Genomic DNA, 17904 nt, shown 5'->3' on the forward strand with positions numbered 1-17904 from the left:
CGGTCTTGTGAGTGCCCACACAGATTGTCTGATTAAATTGTTAAAGAGCAGTGCGTTGTAGTCTTAACCACTTCGCGAGGTGGCGTATATTACGCTTTTCACCTTCAGAGTCAACGCTTATTTTAAAGTGTTTTCTCTTTCTTTATCGACCCGGTTGTGTGTTCACAGCGCCGTGTCGATGGAGGCGCATTATAGGGATCCGTTTTCGTTACACAACAACTTTCTTGATCTTTTTTTCTGTTCGCGTGTTTTTCGCCCCTTTCGATGAGATCTTACTCGATCCACGCCACTTTTCAGTTGCCGACATCCCATATCTGTCGATATTTTGTCTAATAACGAGTAATCAGTATGTGGCAAATAACTACGAGGCTGTCGATGAGTACAAAAACATTCCGTCGTTATAACGGCATTTCTCCCGTTTTAGGCGAAAGAGTCATGGTCGATCATTCCAGCGTGGTGATTGGTAAGGTAACACTAGGCGATGATGTCGGCATATGGCCTCTTGTCGCCATACGCGGTGATGTTAACTACATTACTATTGGTGCAAGGAGTAATGTTCAGGACGGATCTGTACTTCACATCACCCACTGCTCAGAGAAAAAACCAGAAGGTAATCCACTTATTATTGGTGAAGACGTCACGGTAGGCCATAAAGCGATGCTGCACGGTTGCCAAATAGGAAATCGGGTTCTGGTCGGAATGGGATCAATACTTCTGGATGGAGCGGTTGTTGAAGATGATGTCATGATTGGCGCTGGTAGCTTGGTCCCCCCAGGAAAACGACTGGAGAAGGGGCATCTATACCTCGGCAGCCCAGTCAAAAAAATTCGACCACTCACACAAGAAGAAATAGAGGGATTGATTTACTCGGCAAAAAACTATGTTCGTTGGAAAGATGAATACCTTGCTCAGGACAACGAGTAACAACCTTCATCATCCCATTCTTCAGCAACGATCATTTGCTCCAGTTCATCTTCAAGATCCCATCGATATTCCCTGAACAGTGCCAGCCACCGTTCAGGGCTATCACCGCCATAACGTTGCTGGAGCAGCTCCGCGCTCACTAAACATTCCTGCTGAAAGCCATTCACTAAAACGGGAAAGCGGATCGCCATGACCTTATCATCCCAGCTTTCACGATCGGGGAACTGGATCGCCTGATTCATTTAGCAAGATCCTGCTTTAGTAAAGCAATCACTGGCTCCACGTCCGGCATAACACCATGCCAAAGTTTAAACGCATGTGCCGCTTGCCCCACCAGCATTCCCAAACCATCTGCATAATGGAGAGCGCCATGCTGTACGCACCATGACAAAAAGGGGGTTAGTTGTGGCAGGTAAAACATGTCATAACAGCACGTTTCCGGCGAAATGAGTTCTGGCGGTAAGTTAGGAACGCTGTCGTACATACTAGACGATGTAGCGTTGATGATCAGATCGAACGACTGCCCCTGTAAATCATCGAGAGCAACAGCGTGAATATCACCAATGTCACGGAAGATCTTAGCTAAGGCATCGGCCTTGGAAAAGGTCCTATTCGCCAGCACCACTGTACAATCATAGGCAAGCAGGGGTTGGATAACACCCCTCGCCGCACCACCTGCACCAACTAGCAAAACACGATCCAACGGTTTCACCAGCGCCAATCGTTGTAGATCGCTGAGCAAACCGATGCCATCGGTATTATCACCAAACAGGCGACCGTCGCTCAATCTCTTCAATGTATTGACCGCCCCCGCAAGCGCAGCACACTCGCTACACTCATCGGCTTCGGCAAAGGCCAGCTCCTTAAAGGGCGCTGTCACATTCGCCCCACCAGCACCATCACGAAAATACTGGCGCAGCATCTGCTCAAAATTATCCAGAGGCGCTAACACGCGCTGGTACGTCAACGTTATCCCCGTCTGTGCAGCAAATAGCTCATGTATGCGAGGTGATTTACTATGCGCAATCGGATTACCAAAAACCGCAAAAGACGTTACTTCAGACACGTTCCTCTCCAACTTGTCGTTACCCCTGACGAATAAGCTCGCCTGTTAATACATCCCTGATTTCTGATGGGTTCATTCTTCCACCTACGTCCCCAACTAGCACAGGAAAATCATCACCAAACTGCTGAGAGACTTCCTGAGCAGTACGGCAGGGCGGTTGACCACTTAAATTGGCACTGGTCGACACCAACGGTTTACCGTAACGCTGGCATAGTTCCTTGACTAGCGGATGGTCACTAACACGCACCGCAAGCGAAGAAAATTGCCCTGTTAGCCACTGCGGAGTCGTGCGTTTTGCTGGCAATACCCAAGTAACCGGACCTGGCCATGTGGAAAACATCACCGCCTTCTGCTCATCGGATAACGCACTGTCATCAATATAAGGAGCCAGTTGGCTAAAATCTGCTGCAATCAGGATCAACCCTTTTTGCCAGGGGCGTTGTTTTAACGCCAGCAGGCGATTAACCGCCACTTCACTATCAGGATCGCATCCCAGCCCAAATACCGCTTCAGTCGGGTACGCAATAACCTGCTCGTTGTATAATTCCCGCAAAACGGGAGTCATTAGTTCATCAGATACATCACTCATTCTTATCAACTTCTGCCGCTATCGGTTTTCCACATAATTTACTGGCACAAAATAGCTTAATGCCCTGTGCCGTTTTTTTCTCAAACAATAAAGCGTAATGGCAAGAAGGACATTCACCCGCTATCGGCTTATGGTTTAACGTAAACTGGCAATCGGGATAGCGATCGCAAGAATGAAACACCTTGCCGTAGCGAGATTTACGCTGCAACAGCGTGCCTTCATTACACTGTGGACATCGAATCGCCGTTTCATCAGGGCGATCGATAGTCTCGGTATGATGGCATTCGGGGTAATTGCCACAGCCGATGAACATCCCATAACGACCTTGTCGTAAGACCAAGGTCGACTGACAAAGCGGACATTGTTGCCCATCTAACACTTTGACAATATGTCCGTCAGCTTGTGCTTTCAGCGGGCGAATGAACTCACATTCTGGATACGCAGAACAGCCAAGAAATGGGCCGTGCCGACCAGAACGGATAACCAGCACTGACCCACAGTCTGGACATATTTCCTGTTTTTTTTCAGCAAACAGTGCAGGTTTAGCCATTCGAACTGTTATTCCTCTGGCTATTGCACATAACCGTCATTGACCTCAAAGAGTAATTCTTCCATTTGCTGATAAGCATTCTCACAACCAGGTACATTGAAAAGCACCATGAGAATGACCCACTTCAGATCTTCCAGATCAAACTCCTGCGTTTCTAACGCCATGACGCGTTCAATAATCATTTCCCGCGTTTCAAGGTTCAGAACCTGAATTTGCTCAAGGAACAATAAAAAGCCACGACATTCCGCATCAAGACGCAGCGCCTCATCCTGCGTATAGATCCGCATAGCCAGAGGATCGTTCGCTAAATAAAGCGGCGCAGTCTGCCCTTCCTGAATATCGGCCAGTTTTTCCAGCCAACTCAACGCGCTATAGATATCGTTACGATGGAATCCAGCGCGGGTGAGGTCATCAGTTAACGTATCCTGATCGACACGCATTTCAGTTTCATTGTGGATGTAACTCTCAAACAAGTACATGAGTACGTCGAACATGGCCTGCCCTCCTTAATCGGACATAGCCGCCGGGTACTGCTGCGATCCACCCTGCTAACTCCAGCTCTAATAGCTTAGTGACTATCTCTGGCACAGGTTGGCCGGCACGTTCAGCGACAACGTCAACAGGTGTAACCTCATCTCCTACGTTAGCCAACACGTCGGCAAATGGCAATTCGCCATCCTCTTCTTCGTTAGAAATAGTTTGTCCGCTTTGCATCGGTAGCCACTGCAATTCACTCACCAACTGTTCAAGAATATCCTTAGGATGTGTAACCAAGCTCGCCCCTTGCTGGATCAGCCAGTGTGTCCCCTCAGTCATAGGGTTACCGATAGGCCCCGGCAGAGCAAAAACTTCCCGTCCTTGTTCCAACGCATAACGCGCTGTAACCAACGACCCACTGCGGATAGACGCTTCAATGACCAGGACACCCAGCCCTAGCCCGCTGATAATACGATTTCTTCTGGGAAAGTTAGTTGGGAAAGGCGGCATAGCGAGGGGAAATTCGGAAACCAGCGCGCCACCATCACCACAAATACGTTCGGCAAGCTTAGCGTGCCGCTTAGGATAAATATTCTCCAGTCCGCTTCCCAGCACGGCAATGGTTCTCCCTCCCGTATCCAAAGCGGCACGATGAGCAATACCATCAATGCCAATCGCGAGCCCGCTTGTCACCGTGAGTTCATTTGCGGCCAGCTCCTGAGCAAAAAAGCATCCCCAGCGTTCACCGTAAGCACTGTTCCCCCGGCTACCAATAATCGATATTTGTGGCGATGCCAGCAACTCAGGAGAACCAGAAACAAAGAGCAGAAGCGGAAAATCACGAACATTGCTCAGCAGAAAGGGATACAAGGCATCTTCACACGTAACGATATGGTGATTGGGGTAAGACAACCAATTGAGTGTTCCTTCCAGAATCTTACGATCATAGGTACAGAATTGGGCTATTTGAGCATCAGACAGGCCTAACGCTCTCAAGGTCTCGTTATCGAACGTGTTTAAATCAATAAGCTTTCTGACAATCGCCCGGGCACGCCTGACACCGAGGTGCCGTACGCCCGTCATACGTAGCCAGATTTCCGTTGATAGCATCGGCGTCCCTTACTCAACTCTGTTCAGATAAGTGCTGCAATTCAGTGCTGATGCTGTCAATCGGGGCAGGAAATGTCTAGAATGAGCGTTAAGACTCTCTCACTATTCAGATACAGATCTAAACATATATGTCAGTTTTGCAGGTATTACATTTTCCAGACGAGCGGCTCCGCATCACTGCGCAGCCCGTAAAAGAAGTCAATGCAGATATTCAACGTATCGTGGATGATATGTTCGATACCATGTACGAAGAAGAAGGTATTGGCCTGGCAGCGACACAAGTCGATATTCATCAACGTATTATTGTTATTGACGTCTCTGAAGAACGAGACCAACGACTGGTGCTGATCAATCCTGAGTTGATTGAAAAGAGCGGTGATACGGGCATCGAAGAAGGTTGCCTGTCGATCCCTGAAACGCGTGCGCTGGTTCCTCGTGCAGAGCATGTGAAAGTGCGCGCATTGGATCGTGAAGGTAAAGCGTTCGAACTTGAAGCAAGCGAACTACTCGCCATTTGTATTCAGCATGAAATGGACCATCTGGTTGGGAAACTGTTTATCGATTACCTTTCCCCACTTAAACGCCAGCGCATTCGTCAAAAACTGGAAAAACTGGCTAAGCAGAATAGCCGAGCCCGATAATTTTCATCCTGACAGGAAGCACCGTGTCTGATTCTTTACGCATAATCTTTGCCGGAACCCCTGACTTTGCAGCGCGTCACCTTGACGCGCTTTTATCATCGGGCCATGAGGTCGTTGGCGTTTTCACCCAACCCGATCGCCCAGCAGGCAGAGGCAACAAGCTCACTCCCAGTCCAGTAAAAGTACTGGCAGAACAACATAGCATCCCCGTTTTCCAGCCTAAATCTCTGCGACCAGAAGAAAATCAGGCGATGGTTCAGGCGTTAGATGCCGATGTTATGGTCGTTGTCGCCTACGGCTTAATTCTGCCGCAGCCCGTATTATCCATGCCTCGTCTCGGCTGCATTAATGTCCACGGTTCTCTGTTGCCTCTTTGGCGTGGTGCAGCCCCTATTCAGCGTGCATTATGGGCTGGAGATAGTGAAACCGGTGTGACGATCATGCAAATGGATGTTGGGCTCGATACTGGCGCAATGCTGCACAAAATTTCGTGCCCTATCCTGCCGCAGGATACCAGCGCAACGTTATACGATAAACTTGCGGAGCTGGGCCCACGTGGCTTATTGGAAACGCTGGAACAGCTTGCTGATGGCAGCGCTGTTTCTGAAGCGCAAAATGATGCCCTTGCCACCTATGCAGAAAAGCTCAGCAAAGAAGAAGCTCGTTTAAACTGGCAGTTATCTGCCGAGCAGCTTGAGCGCTGTATTCGTGCTTTTAATCCTTGGCCAGTCAGCTATTTCATCGTAGATGAACAGCCAGTGAAAGTCTGGAAAGCTGAGGTCATCGCCAAAGCACATGCCTCACAGCCCGGTACAATCATACAGGCAGACAAGCAGGGCATTCAGGTAGCAACAGCCGATGGCATCCTGAATATTCAGGAATTGCAGCCCGCAGGCAAAAAAGTCATGGGTGCGCAGGATCTGCTTAACTCACGTCGTGAGTGGTTCGTTCCCGGTAATACACTGGACTAATCTATTTTTCATACCGGCGCTATGCCGGTATATCCTCTCTCTTTTACGTATACGTCATCGCTAACACATGAAAAGCTCATACAATCTACGCAGTATTGCCGCAAAAGTGGTGGGACAGGTTCTGGATCAGGGACAATCACTCAGTGCCTTATTACCTGTCCATCAGCGTGAAGTCTCCGATAAAGATCGCGCACTTTTGCAAGAGCTTTGCTTCGGCGTATTACGCGTTTTACCGCAGTTGGAATGGTGTATTCAACAACTGATGGCTAAACCCCTGACGGGCAAACAACGCACATTGCATTACCTCATTATGGTCGGCATCTATCAACTGCAATATACGCGGATCCCGCCACATGCAGCGCTGGCTGAAACAGTAGAAGGTGCTGTAGCGTTAAAAAAACCGCAACTCAAGGGGCTGATTAATGGCGTATTACGCCAATTCCAGCGTCAGCAGGAAGAACTGATCCAACGTGAGGCAACTCACTCATCTCACTACCTGCACCCGAGTTGGCTGCTGGCGCGCATTGAGCGTGCCTATCCAAATCACTGGCAAAACATCGTTGAGGCGAATAATCAACGCCCTCCGATGTGGCTACGTGTAAATCGGTTACACCACACACGTGAAGCATATTTAAACTTGTTAGTACAAGAGGGAATCGAGGCATTTCCTCATGCTGAATACAGCGATGCGATACGACTTGCCTCTCCCTGTGCGGTCGATCAATTGCCAGGATTTTCGCAAGGATGGGCAACAGTACAGGATGCATCGGCTCAAGGCTGCGTCTATTGGCTCGATCCACAAGATGGCGAACAGATCCTCGATCTCTGCGCTGCACCCGGTGGCAAAACGACACACATTTTAGAAGCGGCACCAAAATCTCATGTGCTCGCTGTCGATGTAGATGAAACACGTTTAGGTCGGGTAAAAGAAAATTTACTACGGCTACAAATGCATGCCGAAGTAAAACAAGGCGATGGACGTTACCCCGATTCATGGTACGAAGGACGTGTGTTTGATCGCATTCTGTTGGATGCCCCATGCTCAGCCACAGGTGTGATTCGTCGTCATCCTGACATTAAGTGGTTGCGCCGAGACAGAGATATTGAAGAGCTGGTTGCGCTACAAAAAGAGATCCTTGATGCCATCTGGCCACATCTCAAAACCGGCGGCACAATGGTCTATGCTACCTGCTCCATTCTGCCGCAAGAAAATGCTCAACAAGTTACAGATTTCCTAACTCGCCATGCCGATGCAAAACTGGTTGATACAGGTACAAGAGAAATGCCAGGTATACAGATGCTTCCTCATGCAGATGGTGGTGATGGTTTCTTTTATGCGAAGCTGGTAAAAAACTGATATTGAACCCAGTATTGTCTGCAACAGACGGCAATCAATAAACGGCATGGCTTATTATGAAAATTATCATTCTTGGCGCGGGTCAGGTCGGCGGAACACTGGCGGAAAATCTAGCGGGTGAAAACAATGACATTACTGTCGTTGATACTGATGCAAATCGGTTACGCCAGCTTCAGGATAAGTTTGACCTGCGTGTCGTTACAGGGTATGCCTCTCACCCACGAGTGCTGCGTGAAGCAGGGGCAGAAGATGCCGATATGCTGGTCGCCGTTACCAATTCAGATGAAACGAATATGGTAGCCTGCCAGATTGCTTATTCTCTTTTTAAAACCCCAAACCGGATTGCACGCATTCGCGCCGCTGAATACATTCGTGAGTCAGAACAGCTGTTTTTACCAGAAGCGGTTCCCATCGATCACTTGATCTCCCCAGAACAGTTGGTTATCGATAACATTTACAAACTGATCGAATATCCTGGAGCACTTCAGGTCGTCAACTTCGCTGAAGGCAAAGTGAGTCTTGCCGCAGTTAATGCCTACTATGGTGGCCCACTAGTGGGTAATGCCCTTACCTCCCTCCGCGAACACATTCCGCACGTAGATACCCGCGTTGCGGCTATTTTTCGTCACGATCGACCTATTCGCCCACAGGGTTCCACCATCATCGAAGCTGGAGATGAAGTGTTTTTTGTCGCCGCTTCGCAGCATATTCGCGCGGTGATGAGCGAATTGCAGCGCCTTGAAAAACCCTATAAAAGGATCATGATCGTTGGTGGCGGGAATGTCGGTGCAGGGTTAGCGCAGCGGTTAGAAAAAGATTACAGCATTAAGTTGATAGAACGAAATGCAGACCGAGCTGTGGAACTGGCTGAGCTTCTGCAAAACACGGTCGTATTCCATGGTGATGCTTCAGATCAAGAGCTCCTCGCCGAAGAACATATCGAGCAGATCGATGTATTCATCGCCATTACCAACGATGACGAAGCGAATATTATGTCAGCAATGCTGGCTAAACGCATGGGCGCGAAAAAAGTAATGGTACTTATTCAGCGTCGAGCCTATGTCGATCTGGTTCAGGGCAGCGTCATCGATGTCGCAATATCTCCGCAGCAGGCAACAATTTCTGCGCTACTCAGCCATGTCCGTAAAGCGGATATCGTAAGCGTATCCTCTTTACGTCGTGGTGTAGCCGAAGCAATCGAGGCCATCGCCCACGGTGATGAGGGCACATCGAAAGTTGTCGGCAGAATGATCGAAGATATTAAGCTTCCACCCGGTACCACTATCGGCGCAATTGTTCGCGGTGATGACGTCATCATTGCCAACGCAAATAGCAAAATTGAACAAGGTGATCATGTCATCATGTTCTTGGCTGACAAGAAGTTTGTGCCTGATGTTGAACGTCTATTTCAACCAAGTCCCTTCTTTTTGTAATGTAGGAACAGATTTATTGCTAATCGATAATCTGGCAAAGATACGGCTATTGGTTAGAATTAATTTATAATTTTTTGGCAAGGAGAACGGATATGAGCATCATTAAAGAATTCAGAGAGTTTGCCATGCGTGGCAACGTTGTCGATTTGGCGGTGGGTGTCATTATTGGTGCAGCTTTCGGCAAGATCGTTTCTTCTCTGGTATCAGATATTATTATGCCGCCACTTGGACTTTTGATTGGTGGGGTCGATTTTAAACAATTCAGCCTTATTCTTCGTGACGCCCAAGGTGAAATTCCCGCCGTTGTCATGAACTATGGCGCTTTCATCCAGAATATTTTCGACTTTATCATCGTCGCTTTCGCGATTTTTATAGCGATCAAGCTTATGAATAAAATGCGTCGGAAACAGGAAGATACGCCTGCCGCACCGCCAAAACCTAGCGCAGAAGAGAAGCTATTAGCTGAAATTCGCGATTTACTTAAAGAACAGCAGCCCAAACAGTAAAAATTGAGTTTCTATTAGACCTCTGCTTCATTACGCAGAAAGTAGAAAGGCCAGAGGTAAATAATCATTTGATTGCTTACCACTGGCCTCCCAATTACCTTTCTTCATGTGCTTCTCTTTTCTACGATAACTTCCCTTCCCTTTTTCATTCACTTCAATTCGTTGGCGAAACAGTGGGTCATGTAGCAATGCCTCAATGGCGTTGTCTTGGATTTTCCCACGTTTATGTCGGTATGTGGTCATCATTACTCCTAAGAAACTCGGGGGGATATGTACATCAATAAAACGTGCAGAGTATATAGTCGAAATGGGTAGATGAGAACAGGTGGGGTGTATTTTTCAGTTCACTCAGACACAGGTAGTTGCCCACCATGTATATTTATGCAAAAGCATGACTTATTTCAGATATAAAAAAACCGGGTTTCCCCGGTTTTTTTACGCTCTTACAGATTACTCTGCAGTAGCAACTTCTTCTGTCTGCGAAACTGAGCGATCAACGAGCTCGATGTATGCCATCGGCGCATTGTCACCAGCACGGAAGCCACACTTCAGAATACGAGTGTAACCACCGGCACGGCTCGCGAAACGCGGGCCCAGTTCATTAAACAGTTTTGCCACGATCTCGTTATCACGAGTACGGGCGAATGCCAGACGACGATTAGCAACGCTGTCGGTCTTGGCAAGAGTAATCAGCGGTTCAACAACGCGACGCAGCTCTTTCGCTTTCGGCAGGGTCGTCTTGATGATTTCATGACGAACCAAAGAACTAGCCATGTTACGGAACATAGCCTGGCGATGGCTGCTGTTACGGTTCAGTTGACGACCACTCTTACGATGGCGCATGACCTTATCCTTCTCAGTAAAACCTTAACCTGTGATCTGGTTACTCATCAGCAATGCTTGCCGGTGGCCAGTTTTCCAAGCGCATGCCCAGAGACAAACCACGGGAAGCCAGTACGTCTTTAATCTCAGTAAGAGATTTTTTACCAAGGTTAGGCGTTTTGAGCAGCTCAACCTCGGTACGCTGTACCAGATCACCGATGTAGTGGATAGCTTCTGCCTTAAGGCAGTTAGCAGAGCGGACAGTCAATTCCAGATCGTCAACAGGGCGCAGCAGGATCGGATCGAATTCTGGTTTCTCTTCTTTAACTTCTGGCTGACGAACATCACGTAAGTCAACAAAAGCTTCAAGTTGTTCAGCCAGAATGGTAGCCGCACGGCGGATCGCCTCTTCAGGATCGATCGTGCCATTGGTTTCCATTTCGATGACTAGCTTGTCCAGGTCAGTACGCTGTTCTACACGAGCTGCTTCAACATTGTAGGCAATACGCTCTACAGGGCTGTAGCAAGCATCAACTAACAGACGACCAATCGGGCGCTCATCTTCTTCCGTATGAATACGGGCAGATGCCGGCACATAACCACGACCACGTTGAACTTTGATACGCATGCTAATAGATGCGTTTTCATCGGTCAGATGGCAAATTAAGTGCTGCGGCTTGACGATTTCGACATCACCATCATGGATGATGTCGGCTGCAGTCACAGGGCCAATGCCAGATTTATTCAGGGTAAGAATAACTTCATCTTTGCCTTGAACTCTCACCGCCAGCCCTTTCAGGTTGAGCAGGATTTCCAGGATATCTTCCTGTACGCCTTCTTTGGTGCTGTACTCATGCAGTACACCATCAATCTCAACCTCGGTCACCGCGCAACCTGGCATGGATGAAAGCAGAATACGGCGCAGTGCGTTGCCAAGAGTATGGCCGAAGCCCCGCTCTAATGGCTCAAGGGTCACCTTGGCGTGCGTCGAACTCACTTGCTCGATATCAACCAGGCGCGGTTTTAGAAACTCTGTCACAGAACCCTGCATTGTGTCCTCTCTTTGGTACTAAGCTTTACTTGGAGTAAAGCTCGACGATCAGGTGTTCATTAATGTCCGCAGACAGATCGGTACGTTCAGGAATACGTTTGAACACACCTTCCATCTTGGCAGCATCAACTTCCAGCCAAGTTGGCTTTTCACGCTGTTCAGCCAGCTCCAGAGCGGCTTTCACGCGAGATTGCTTTTTCGCTTTCTCACGGATGCTGACTACGTCATTCGGGGATACCTGATAAGAAGCGATGCTAACAACGCGACCGTTTACCATGATAGCTTTGTGGCTTACCATCTGACGTGCTTCAGCACGAGTGGCACCAAAACCCATACGATAAACAACGTTATCCAGACGACCTTCCAGCAGTTGCAGCAGGTTTGCACCTGTGTTGCCTTTCAGACGTGCAGCTTCTTTATAATAGTTACGGAACTGACGCTCCAGAACACCGTAGATACGGCGAACTTTTTGCTTTTCACGCAACTGTACACCATAGTCAGACAGACGCGGTTTACGCGCACCGTGCTGGCCAGGAGCTTGTTCAATTTTACACTTGGAATCGATCGCACGAACACCAGACTTCAGGAACAGGTCGGTGCCTTCACGACGGCTCAGCTTGAGCTTAGGACCCAAATATCTTGCCATTTTCTTTCTCCAACAATCCTAAAAGCGGCGTTATACGCGGCGCTTTTTCGGCGGACGACAACCGTTATGAGGGATCGGAGTCACATCAGTAATATTAGTGATGCGGAAACCAGCCGCGTTCAATGCGCGGATAGTAGACTCACGGCCCGGACCAGGTCCTTTAACCATAACTTCCAGGTTCTTAATACCGTACTCTTTCACGGCCTCTGCGCAACGTTCTGCAGCTACCTGAGCAGCGAACGGCGTAGATTTACGAGAACCACGGAAGCCGGAACCACCGGCAGTTGCCCAACCCAGCGCATTACCCTGACGATCAGTAATGGTTACGATGGTGTTGTTGAAAGAAGCATGGATATGAGCCACACCGTCAGAGACTTGCTTTCTTACACGCTTACGTGCACGAATAGGTGCCTTTGCCATTATTCAATCACCCCGATTATTTCTTGATCGGTTTGCGCGGACCCTTGCGGGTACGGGCGTTAGTCTTGGTACGCTGACCGCGAACCGGCAGACCACGACGATGACGCAAACCACGATAAGTACCAAGGTCCATAAGACGCTTGATGCTCAGGGTAACTTCACGACGCAGATCACCTTCTACAACAAACTTGGCAACTTCGTCACGCAGCTTATCGATTTGCTCTTCAGACAGCTCACTGATCTTAACATCTTCGGCAATCCCTGTTGCAGCACAAATAGCCTGCGACCGGGTTTTACCGATACCGAAAATCGACGTTAACGCAATAACGGTATGTTTATGATCAGGAATGTTAATGCCTGCTATACGGGCCACTATGCACTCCTACAATTTTATACAGCAACACCATTCTGAAAAGCCCGTTTTCAGGATACTCAAATAATGTTGCAGCTACATACAAAAGATTGGCTGGCTAATCTAGCCAGCTCAATCCAACTTTGCAAGAAAAATATGCGAGATAATCAGCCTTGACGCTGTTTATGCTTCGGCTCGGCACTGCAGATCACACGAACGACACCGTTACGCTTAACAATCTTACAGTTACGACATAATTTCTTGACGGAAGCACGAACTTTCATTTTTACTCTCCGTAACTTCTCAAGCTCACCTAATTAACGGTTATAGCCTTTCAGGTTTGCTTTCTTCAATGCAGACTCATATTGACTTGACATCATCAGAGTTTGCACTTGAGCCATAAAGTCCATGATGACGACAACAACGATCAATAAAGATGTACCCCCGAAATAGAAAGGTACTTTCATTGCGTCACGCATAAACTCCGGGATCAGGCAGATAAAAGTAATATACATCGCACCAATCAGAGTCAGGCGAGTCATCACTTTATCGATATATTTCGCCGTTTGCTCTCCCGGACGAATTCCTGGCACGAATGCACCGGACTTCTTCAGGTTATCTGCTGTTTCGCGTGGGTTGAAAACCAACGCAGTGTAGAAGAAACAGAAGAAGATGATTGCAGACGCATAGAGTAACACATAAAGCGGTTGTCCGGGCTGCAAATACAGCGAAATAGTTGTCAGCCAGTTCCAACCGGTACCGCCCCCAAACCAAGATGCAATCGTGGCTGGGAACAGAATAATACTGGAGGCGAAAATTGCAGGGATAACCCCAGCCATGTTCACCTTCAGCGGTAAATGCGTACTCTGTGCTGCATAAACACGACGACCCTGTTGACGTTTTGCATAGTTAACGACGATACGACGTTGACCACGCTCAACGAAAACAACGAAGAAGGTTACTGCAAACACTAAAACTGCAACCAACAGCAACAGGAGGAAGTGCAGGTCGCCTTGCCGAGCTTGCTCGATGGTATGGCCAATGGCCGACGGTAGTCCCGCAACAATACCAGCGAAGATTATGATCGAGATACCGTTACCGATACCACGTTCCGTAATCTGTTCTCCCAGCCACATCAGGAACATTGTCCCAGTAACCAGGCTCACAACAGCGGTAAAGTAGAAAGCAAAACCTGGATTTATCACCAAGTCTTGCATCCCAGGCATATTCGGCAAACCGGTAGCAATACCGATCGACTGGAATATAGCCAATACCAAGGTACCGTAGCGAGTATACTGGCTTATCTTACGACGGCCAGCTTCCCCTTCTTTCTTTATTTCAGCCAACGCTGGATGAACCACCGTCAGCAATTGGATAATAATCGACGCCGAAATATACGGCATAATACCCAGTGCAAAGATAGAAGCACGGCTGAGAGCACCACCAGAGAACATGTTAAACATTTCAATGATGGTGCCTCGCTGCTGTTCAAGCAATTTGGCAAGCACAGTGGCATCAATACCAGGAATTGGGATAAAAGAGCCAATACGGAAAACAATCAGCGCACCGATAACAAACAAAAGTCTGCGCTTCAGTTCACCAACTCCGCCTTTAGCACTTTGAAAATCTAATCCTGGTTGCTTAGCCATCTGCTACTTATTCCTCAATTTTACCGCCAGCAGTTTCGATAGCAGCACGAGCACCTTTAGTGACACGCAGACCACGAATCGTTACCGGACGAGCAACTTCACCAGACAGAATCACTTTCGCGAACTCAATCTGAATGCCAATAACATTAGCGGCTTTCAGCGTATTCAGGTCAACCACGTCGCCTTCTACTTTAGCTAAATCAGACAGACGAACTTCTGCCGTGATCATAGCTTTGCGAGAAGTAAAACCGAATTTCGGCAGACGACGATATAAAGGCATCTGACCACCTTCAAAACCACGACGTACGCCACCGCCAGAACGAGAGTTCTGACCTTTGTGACCACGACCACTGGTTTTGCCCAAGCCAGAACCGATACCACGACCTAAACGCTTCGGTGCGTGTTTAGCACCTTCGGCCGGAGACAGAGTATTTAAACGCATCTGTTACTCCTCTACTTTAACCATGTAGGAAACCGCGTTGACCATACCGCGAACCGCAGGAGTATCCTCACGTTCAACTGTATGCCCAATACGACGCAGACCCAGGCCAAGCAGTGTCGCCTTATGTTTCGGCAGACGACCGATTGCACTACGGGTTTGAGTAATTTTAATAGTCTTTGCCACGGTCATTACCCCAGAATTTCTTCAACGGATTTACCACGCTTGGCAGCGACCATTTCCGGGGACTTCATATTGGCCAAACCATCAATCGTTGCACGAACCACGTTAATCGGGTTAGTGGAACCATAGGCTTTAGCCAATACGTTGTGAACCCCTGCAACTTCCAAAACGGCGCGCATTGCACCACCGGCAATAATACCAGTACCTTCGGAAGCTGGCTGCATGAACACACGAGAACCCGTGTGAGCACCTTTAACTGGGTGCTGCAGGGTGCCGTTGTTCAGCGCGACATTCATCATATTGCGACGGGCTTTTTCCATCGCTTTCTGGATCGCTGCTGGAACTTCGCGAGCTTTACCGTAACCAAAACCAACGCGGCCGTTGCCATCACCCACTACAGTCAGCGCGGTGAAGCTGAAAATACGACCACCTTTAACGGTTTTAGATACGCGATTTACCGCGATCAGCTTTTCCTGCAGTTCGCCAGCTTGTTTCTCGATGTGAGCCATCTTACACCTCTACCTTAGAACTGAAGGCCAGCTTCACGGGCAGCATCTGCCAGTGCTTGGACTCGACCATGATATTGGAAACCGGAACGGTCGAAAGAGACATCTTTGATGCCTTTTTCTAACGCGCGTTCTGCAATAGCTTTACCTATTGCACTTGCTGCGTCTTTATTACCGGTAGACTTCAGTTGTTCAGCGATAGCTTTTTCTACAGTAGAAGCGGCTACCAGGACTTCAGAACCGTTCGGTGCAATGACCTGCGCATAAATATGGCGTGGTGTACGATGTACCACCAGACGCGTCGCACCCAGTTCCTGGAGCTTGCGGCGTGCGCGGGTCGCACGACGGATACGAGCTGCTTTCTTATCCATAGTGTTACCTTACTTCTTCTTAGCCTCTTTGGTACGCACGACTTCGTCGGCGTAACGGACACCCTTGCCTTTATAAGGCTCAGGACGACGGTAGGCGCGTAATTCCGCAGCAACCTGACCAATAACCTGCTTATCAGCACCTTTCAGTACGATTTCAGTTTGGCTTGGGCATTCTGCAGTAATACCTGCCGGCAGTGCATGCTCTATTGGGTGAGAAAACCCGAGAGACAGGTTAACAGCGTTGCCCTTAACAGCAGCACGGTAACCCACACCAACCAACTGCAGCTTCTTAGTGAAGCCTTCGGTAACACCGATAACCATTGCGTTCAACAGAGCACGAGTAGTACCCGCTTGAGCCCATCCATCAACGAAACCTTCGCGCGGGGCGAAAGTTAAAGCGTTGTCAGCTTGTTTCACTTCAACAGCATCGTGGATTTTACGACTCAGCTCGCCGTTTTTACCCTTAATCGAAACATCCTGACCGTTGAGTTTTACCTCTACGCCGGCAGGAATGACGACGGGTGCTTTTGCAACACGAGACATTTTTCCTCCCGATTAAGCTACGTAGCAGATAATCTCGCCACCAAGACCAGCCTGGCGAGCTGCACGATCAGTCATAACACCTTTAGAGGTAGAAACAACTGCGATACCTAAACCGGCCATAACTTTTGGCAGCTCATCTTTTCTTTTATAGATGCGCAGACCTGGACGGCTTACTCGCTGAATACTTTCTACCACAGCCTTACCCTGGAAATATTTAAGTTCTAATTCCAGAACTGGCTTGGTGTCGCCTTCGATTTTGAAATCTTCAATGTAACCTTCTTCCTTCAGCACGTTGGCAATTGCCACTTTCAGCTTGGAGGAAGGCATGGTGACCGCAACTTTGTTCGCGGCTTGACCGTTACGGATACGGGTCAGCATATCCGCGATCGGATCTTGCATGCTCATCTGTCTTTACTCCCGTGATTCAATTGGTGACAATTACCAGCTAGCCTTTTTCAAGCCAGGTACTTCACCGCGCATGGCGGCTTCACGCAGCTTAATACGGCTCAACCCGAATTTGCCCACATAACCATGTGGACGGCCAGTTTGGCGGCAGCGATTACGCTGACGAGACGGGCTGGAATCACGCGGCAGAGTCTGCAGCTTAAGAACCGCATCCCAACGATCTTCGTCGGATGAGTTCACACCAGAGATGATAGCTTTCAATTCCTCGCGTTTAGCGCGGTATTTTTCAGCCAGTTTCACACGAACAACTTCGCGTGCTTTCATGGATTGCTTAGCCATTAGTAACCCTACCTTACTTGCGGAATGGGAAGTTAAAGGCGGCCAACAGCGCACGGCCTTCATCATCGGATTTCGCAGTAGTGGTGATGGTAATGTCCAAACCACGAACGCGATCGACTTTATCGTAGTCGATTTCCGGGAAGATGATCTGCTCACGCACACCCATGCTGTAGTTACCACGACCATCGAATGACTTAGCGGACAAGCCACGGAAGTCACGAATACGCGGTACAGCAATGGAAATCAGACGCTCAAGGAACTCCCACATGCGTTCGCCACGCAGAGTTACTTTACAGCCGATCGGATAGCCCTGACGGATTTTGAAGCCTGCAACAGATTTGCGTGCTTTGGTGATCAACGGTTTTTGACCGGAGATTGCTGCCAGATCAGCTGCTGCGTTATCCAGCAGTTTCTTGTCAGCGATCGCTTCACCAACACCCATATTCAGGGTGATCTTCTCGACCCGAGGGACTTGCATGACAGAATTGTAGTTAAACTCAGTCATGAGTTTTTTAACTACTTCGTCTTTGTAGTAATCATGCAGTTTCGCCATC

At 48.5% G+C, this 17904-nt stretch carries 28 protein-coding genes; 6 read left to right on the forward strand and 22 right to left on the reverse strand.

The annotated features are described in order from the left end of the window. Nucleotides 1-375: 375 nt before the first annotated feature. On the forward strand, nucleotides 376-924 hold the full coding sequence (locus tag JFY74_18560; GenBank protein QQG28031.1) for a gamma carbonic anhydrase family protein: 549 nt from the start codon (nucleotides 376-378) through the stop codon (nucleotides 922-924). Here JFY74_18560 and JFY74_18565 read toward each other — a convergent pair. The 6 genes from JFY74_18565 to dprA are packed head-to-tail and all read right to left on the reverse strand — an operon-like array spanning nucleotide 909 to nucleotide 4716. Then, the gene (locus JFY74_18565) at nucleotides 909-1166 is read right to left on the reverse strand and encodes a DUF1488 domain-containing protein (GenBank protein QQG28032.1); all 258 of its coding nucleotides are present in this window, start codon (nucleotides 1164-1166) and stop codon (nucleotides 909-911) included. The two genes, JFY74_18560 and JFY74_18565, sit on opposite strands and share 16 nt — an antisense overlap. Beyond that, nucleotides 1163-1990, reverse strand: coding sequence for a shikimate dehydrogenase (gene aroE / locus JFY74_18570; GenBank protein QQG28033.1), 828 nt, complete (start codon nucleotides 1988-1990; stop codon nucleotides 1163-1165). The genes JFY74_18565 and aroE overlap by 4 nt, the downstream gene beginning before the upstream one ends. Nucleotides 1991-2009: 19 nt before the next feature. After that, complete coding sequence (tsaC, locus tag JFY74_18575; GenBank protein QQG28034.1) at nucleotides 2010-2579, reverse strand: L-threonylcarbamoyladenylate synthase type 1 TsaC; 570 nt, start codon at nucleotides 2577-2579, stop codon at nucleotides 2010-2012. Beyond that, complete coding sequence (locus tag JFY74_18580; GenBank protein ID QQG28035.1) at nucleotides 2572-3129, reverse strand: topoisomerase DNA-binding C4 zinc finger domain-containing protein; 558 nt, start codon at nucleotides 3127-3129, stop codon at nucleotides 2572-2574. Before JFY74_18580 ends, tsaC begins: the two co-directional genes overlap by 8 nt. Nucleotides 3130-3149: 20 nt before the next feature. After that, entirely contained in the window at nucleotides 3150-3623 is a 474-nt protein-coding gene (locus JFY74_18585; protein ID QQG28036.1) for a DUF494 domain-containing protein, read from the reverse strand. Continuing rightward, nucleotides 3595-4716, reverse strand: a complete 1122-nt coding sequence (dprA, locus tag JFY74_18590) for a DNA-protecting protein DprA (protein QQG28037.1) — start codon at nucleotides 4714-4716, stop codon at nucleotides 3595-3597. The genes JFY74_18585 and dprA overlap by 29 nt, the downstream gene beginning before the upstream one ends. Nucleotides 4717-4844: 128 nt before the next feature. On the opposite strand from dprA, the gene def reads away from it, so the two are divergent. The 5 genes from def to mscL all read left to right on the forward strand — a co-directional run bounded on the left by def (nucleotide 4845) and on the right by mscL (nucleotide 9624). After that, nucleotides 4845-5357 (forward strand): peptide deformylase, encoded by a 513-nt coding sequence (def, locus tag JFY74_18595; GenBank protein QQG28038.1) that lies wholly within the window; start codon nucleotides 4845-4847, stop codon nucleotides 5355-5357. Between the two features lie 23 nt (nucleotides 5358-5380). Then, a complete protein-coding gene (fmt, locus tag JFY74_18600; protein ID QQG28039.1) occupies nucleotides 5381-6328 on the forward strand; it encodes a methionyl-tRNA formyltransferase in 948 nt (315 codons plus the stop codon). A 67-nt stretch (nucleotides 6329-6395) separates the two neighbouring features. Continuing rightward, entirely contained in the window at nucleotides 6396-7685 is a 1290-nt protein-coding gene (rsmB, locus tag JFY74_18605) for a 16S rRNA (cytosine(967)-C(5))-methyltransferase RsmB (GenBank protein QQG28040.1), read from the forward strand. Between the two features lie 56 nt (nucleotides 7686-7741). Continuing rightward, nucleotides 7742-9118 (forward strand): Trk system potassium transporter TrkA, encoded by a 1377-nt coding sequence (trkA, locus tag JFY74_18610; protein QQG28041.1) that lies wholly within the window; start codon nucleotides 7742-7744, stop codon nucleotides 9116-9118. 92 nt (nucleotides 9119-9210) lie between these two features. Next, nucleotides 9211-9624: a large-conductance mechanosensitive channel protein MscL gene (gene mscL / locus JFY74_18615; protein ID QQG28042.1), complete on the forward strand. Its 414-nt coding sequence runs from the start codon at nucleotides 9211-9213 to the stop codon at nucleotides 9622-9624. Nucleotides 9625-9654: 30 nt separating this feature from the next. Here the strand turns inward: mscL and JFY74_18620 are convergent, their stop codons facing one another. The 16 genes from JFY74_18620 to rplE form a co-directional block, all read right to left on the reverse strand. After that, nucleotides 9655-9867, reverse strand: coding sequence for an alternative ribosome-rescue factor A (locus JFY74_18620; protein ID QQG28043.1), 213 nt, complete (start codon nucleotides 9865-9867; stop codon nucleotides 9655-9657). A gap of 207 nt (nucleotides 9868-10074) precedes the next feature. Continuing rightward, nucleotides 10075-10467, reverse strand: coding sequence for a 50S ribosomal protein L17 (gene rplQ, locus JFY74_18625; GenBank protein QQG28044.1), 393 nt, complete (start codon nucleotides 10465-10467; stop codon nucleotides 10075-10077). Nucleotides 10468-10507: 40 nt separating this feature from the next. Next, nucleotides 10508-11497 (reverse strand): DNA-directed RNA polymerase subunit alpha, encoded by a 990-nt coding sequence (gene rpoA / locus JFY74_18630; protein ID QQG28045.1) that lies wholly within the window; start codon nucleotides 11495-11497, stop codon nucleotides 10508-10510. 25 nt (nucleotides 11498-11522) lie between these two features. Further along, a complete protein-coding gene (gene rpsD, locus JFY74_18635; GenBank protein ID QQG28046.1) occupies nucleotides 11523-12143 on the reverse strand; it encodes a 30S ribosomal protein S4 in 621 nt (206 codons plus the stop codon). A gap of 30 nt (nucleotides 12144-12173) precedes the next feature. Further along, entirely contained in the window at nucleotides 12174-12563 is a 390-nt protein-coding gene (rpsK, locus tag JFY74_18640) for a 30S ribosomal protein S11 (GenBank protein QQG28047.1), read from the reverse strand. Between the two features lie 16 nt (nucleotides 12564-12579). Further along, complete coding sequence (rpsM, locus tag JFY74_18645; GenBank protein QQG28048.1) at nucleotides 12580-12936, reverse strand: 30S ribosomal protein S13; 357 nt, start codon at nucleotides 12934-12936, stop codon at nucleotides 12580-12582. A 146-nt stretch (nucleotides 12937-13082) separates the two neighbouring features. After that, nucleotides 13083-13199, reverse strand: a complete 117-nt coding sequence (gene rpmJ, locus JFY74_18650) for a 50S ribosomal protein L36 (GenBank protein ID QQG28049.1) — start codon at nucleotides 13197-13199, stop codon at nucleotides 13083-13085. A gap of 33 nt (nucleotides 13200-13232) precedes the next feature. Beyond that, entirely contained in the window at nucleotides 13233-14564 is a 1332-nt protein-coding gene (secY, locus tag JFY74_18655; protein ID QQG28050.1) for a preprotein translocase subunit SecY, read from the reverse strand. A 7-nt stretch (nucleotides 14565-14571) separates the two neighbouring features. Further along, a complete protein-coding gene (gene rplO, locus JFY74_18660) occupies nucleotides 14572-15006 on the reverse strand; it encodes a 50S ribosomal protein L15 (protein ID QQG28051.1) in 435 nt (144 codons plus the stop codon). Nucleotides 15007-15009: 3 nt separating this feature from the next. Next, entirely contained in the window at nucleotides 15010-15189 is a 180-nt protein-coding gene (rpmD, locus tag JFY74_18665; GenBank protein ID QQG28052.1) for a 50S ribosomal protein L30, read from the reverse strand. 5 nt (nucleotides 15190-15194) lie between these two features. Then, entirely contained in the window at nucleotides 15195-15695 is a 501-nt protein-coding gene (rpsE, locus tag JFY74_18670; protein ID QQG28053.1) for a 30S ribosomal protein S5, read from the reverse strand. Between the two features lie 14 nt (nucleotides 15696-15709). Next, nucleotides 15710-16063 (reverse strand): 50S ribosomal protein L18, encoded by a 354-nt coding sequence (gene rplR, locus JFY74_18675; GenBank protein QQG28054.1) that lies wholly within the window; start codon nucleotides 16061-16063, stop codon nucleotides 15710-15712. Nucleotides 16064-16072: 9 nt separating this feature from the next. Next, entirely contained in the window at nucleotides 16073-16606 is a 534-nt protein-coding gene (rplF, locus tag JFY74_18680; GenBank protein QQG28055.1) for a 50S ribosomal protein L6, read from the reverse strand. 12 nt (nucleotides 16607-16618) lie between these two features. Then, entirely contained in the window at nucleotides 16619-17011 is a 393-nt protein-coding gene (gene rpsH / locus JFY74_18685; protein ID QQG28056.1) for a 30S ribosomal protein S8, read from the reverse strand. Between the two features lie 33 nt (nucleotides 17012-17044). Then, nucleotides 17045-17350 carry a 30S ribosomal protein S14 gene (rpsN, locus tag JFY74_18690; GenBank protein ID QQG28057.1) on the reverse strand — a complete coding sequence of 102 codons (306 nt, stop codon included), beginning with the start codon at nucleotides 17348-17350 and terminating at the stop codon, nucleotides 17045-17047. Between the two features lie 13 nt (nucleotides 17351-17363). Next, complete coding sequence (gene rplE / locus JFY74_18695; GenBank protein QQG28058.1) at nucleotides 17364-17903, reverse strand: 50S ribosomal protein L5; 540 nt, start codon at nucleotides 17901-17903, stop codon at nucleotides 17364-17366. Nucleotide 17904: the final 1 nt, after the last annotated feature.

The sequence above is a fragment of the Pectobacterium carotovorum genome (assembly GCA_016415585.1).
Taxonomy (GTDB): Bacteria; Pseudomonadota; Gammaproteobacteria; order Enterobacterales; family Enterobacteriaceae; genus Pectobacterium; species Pectobacterium carotovorum_K.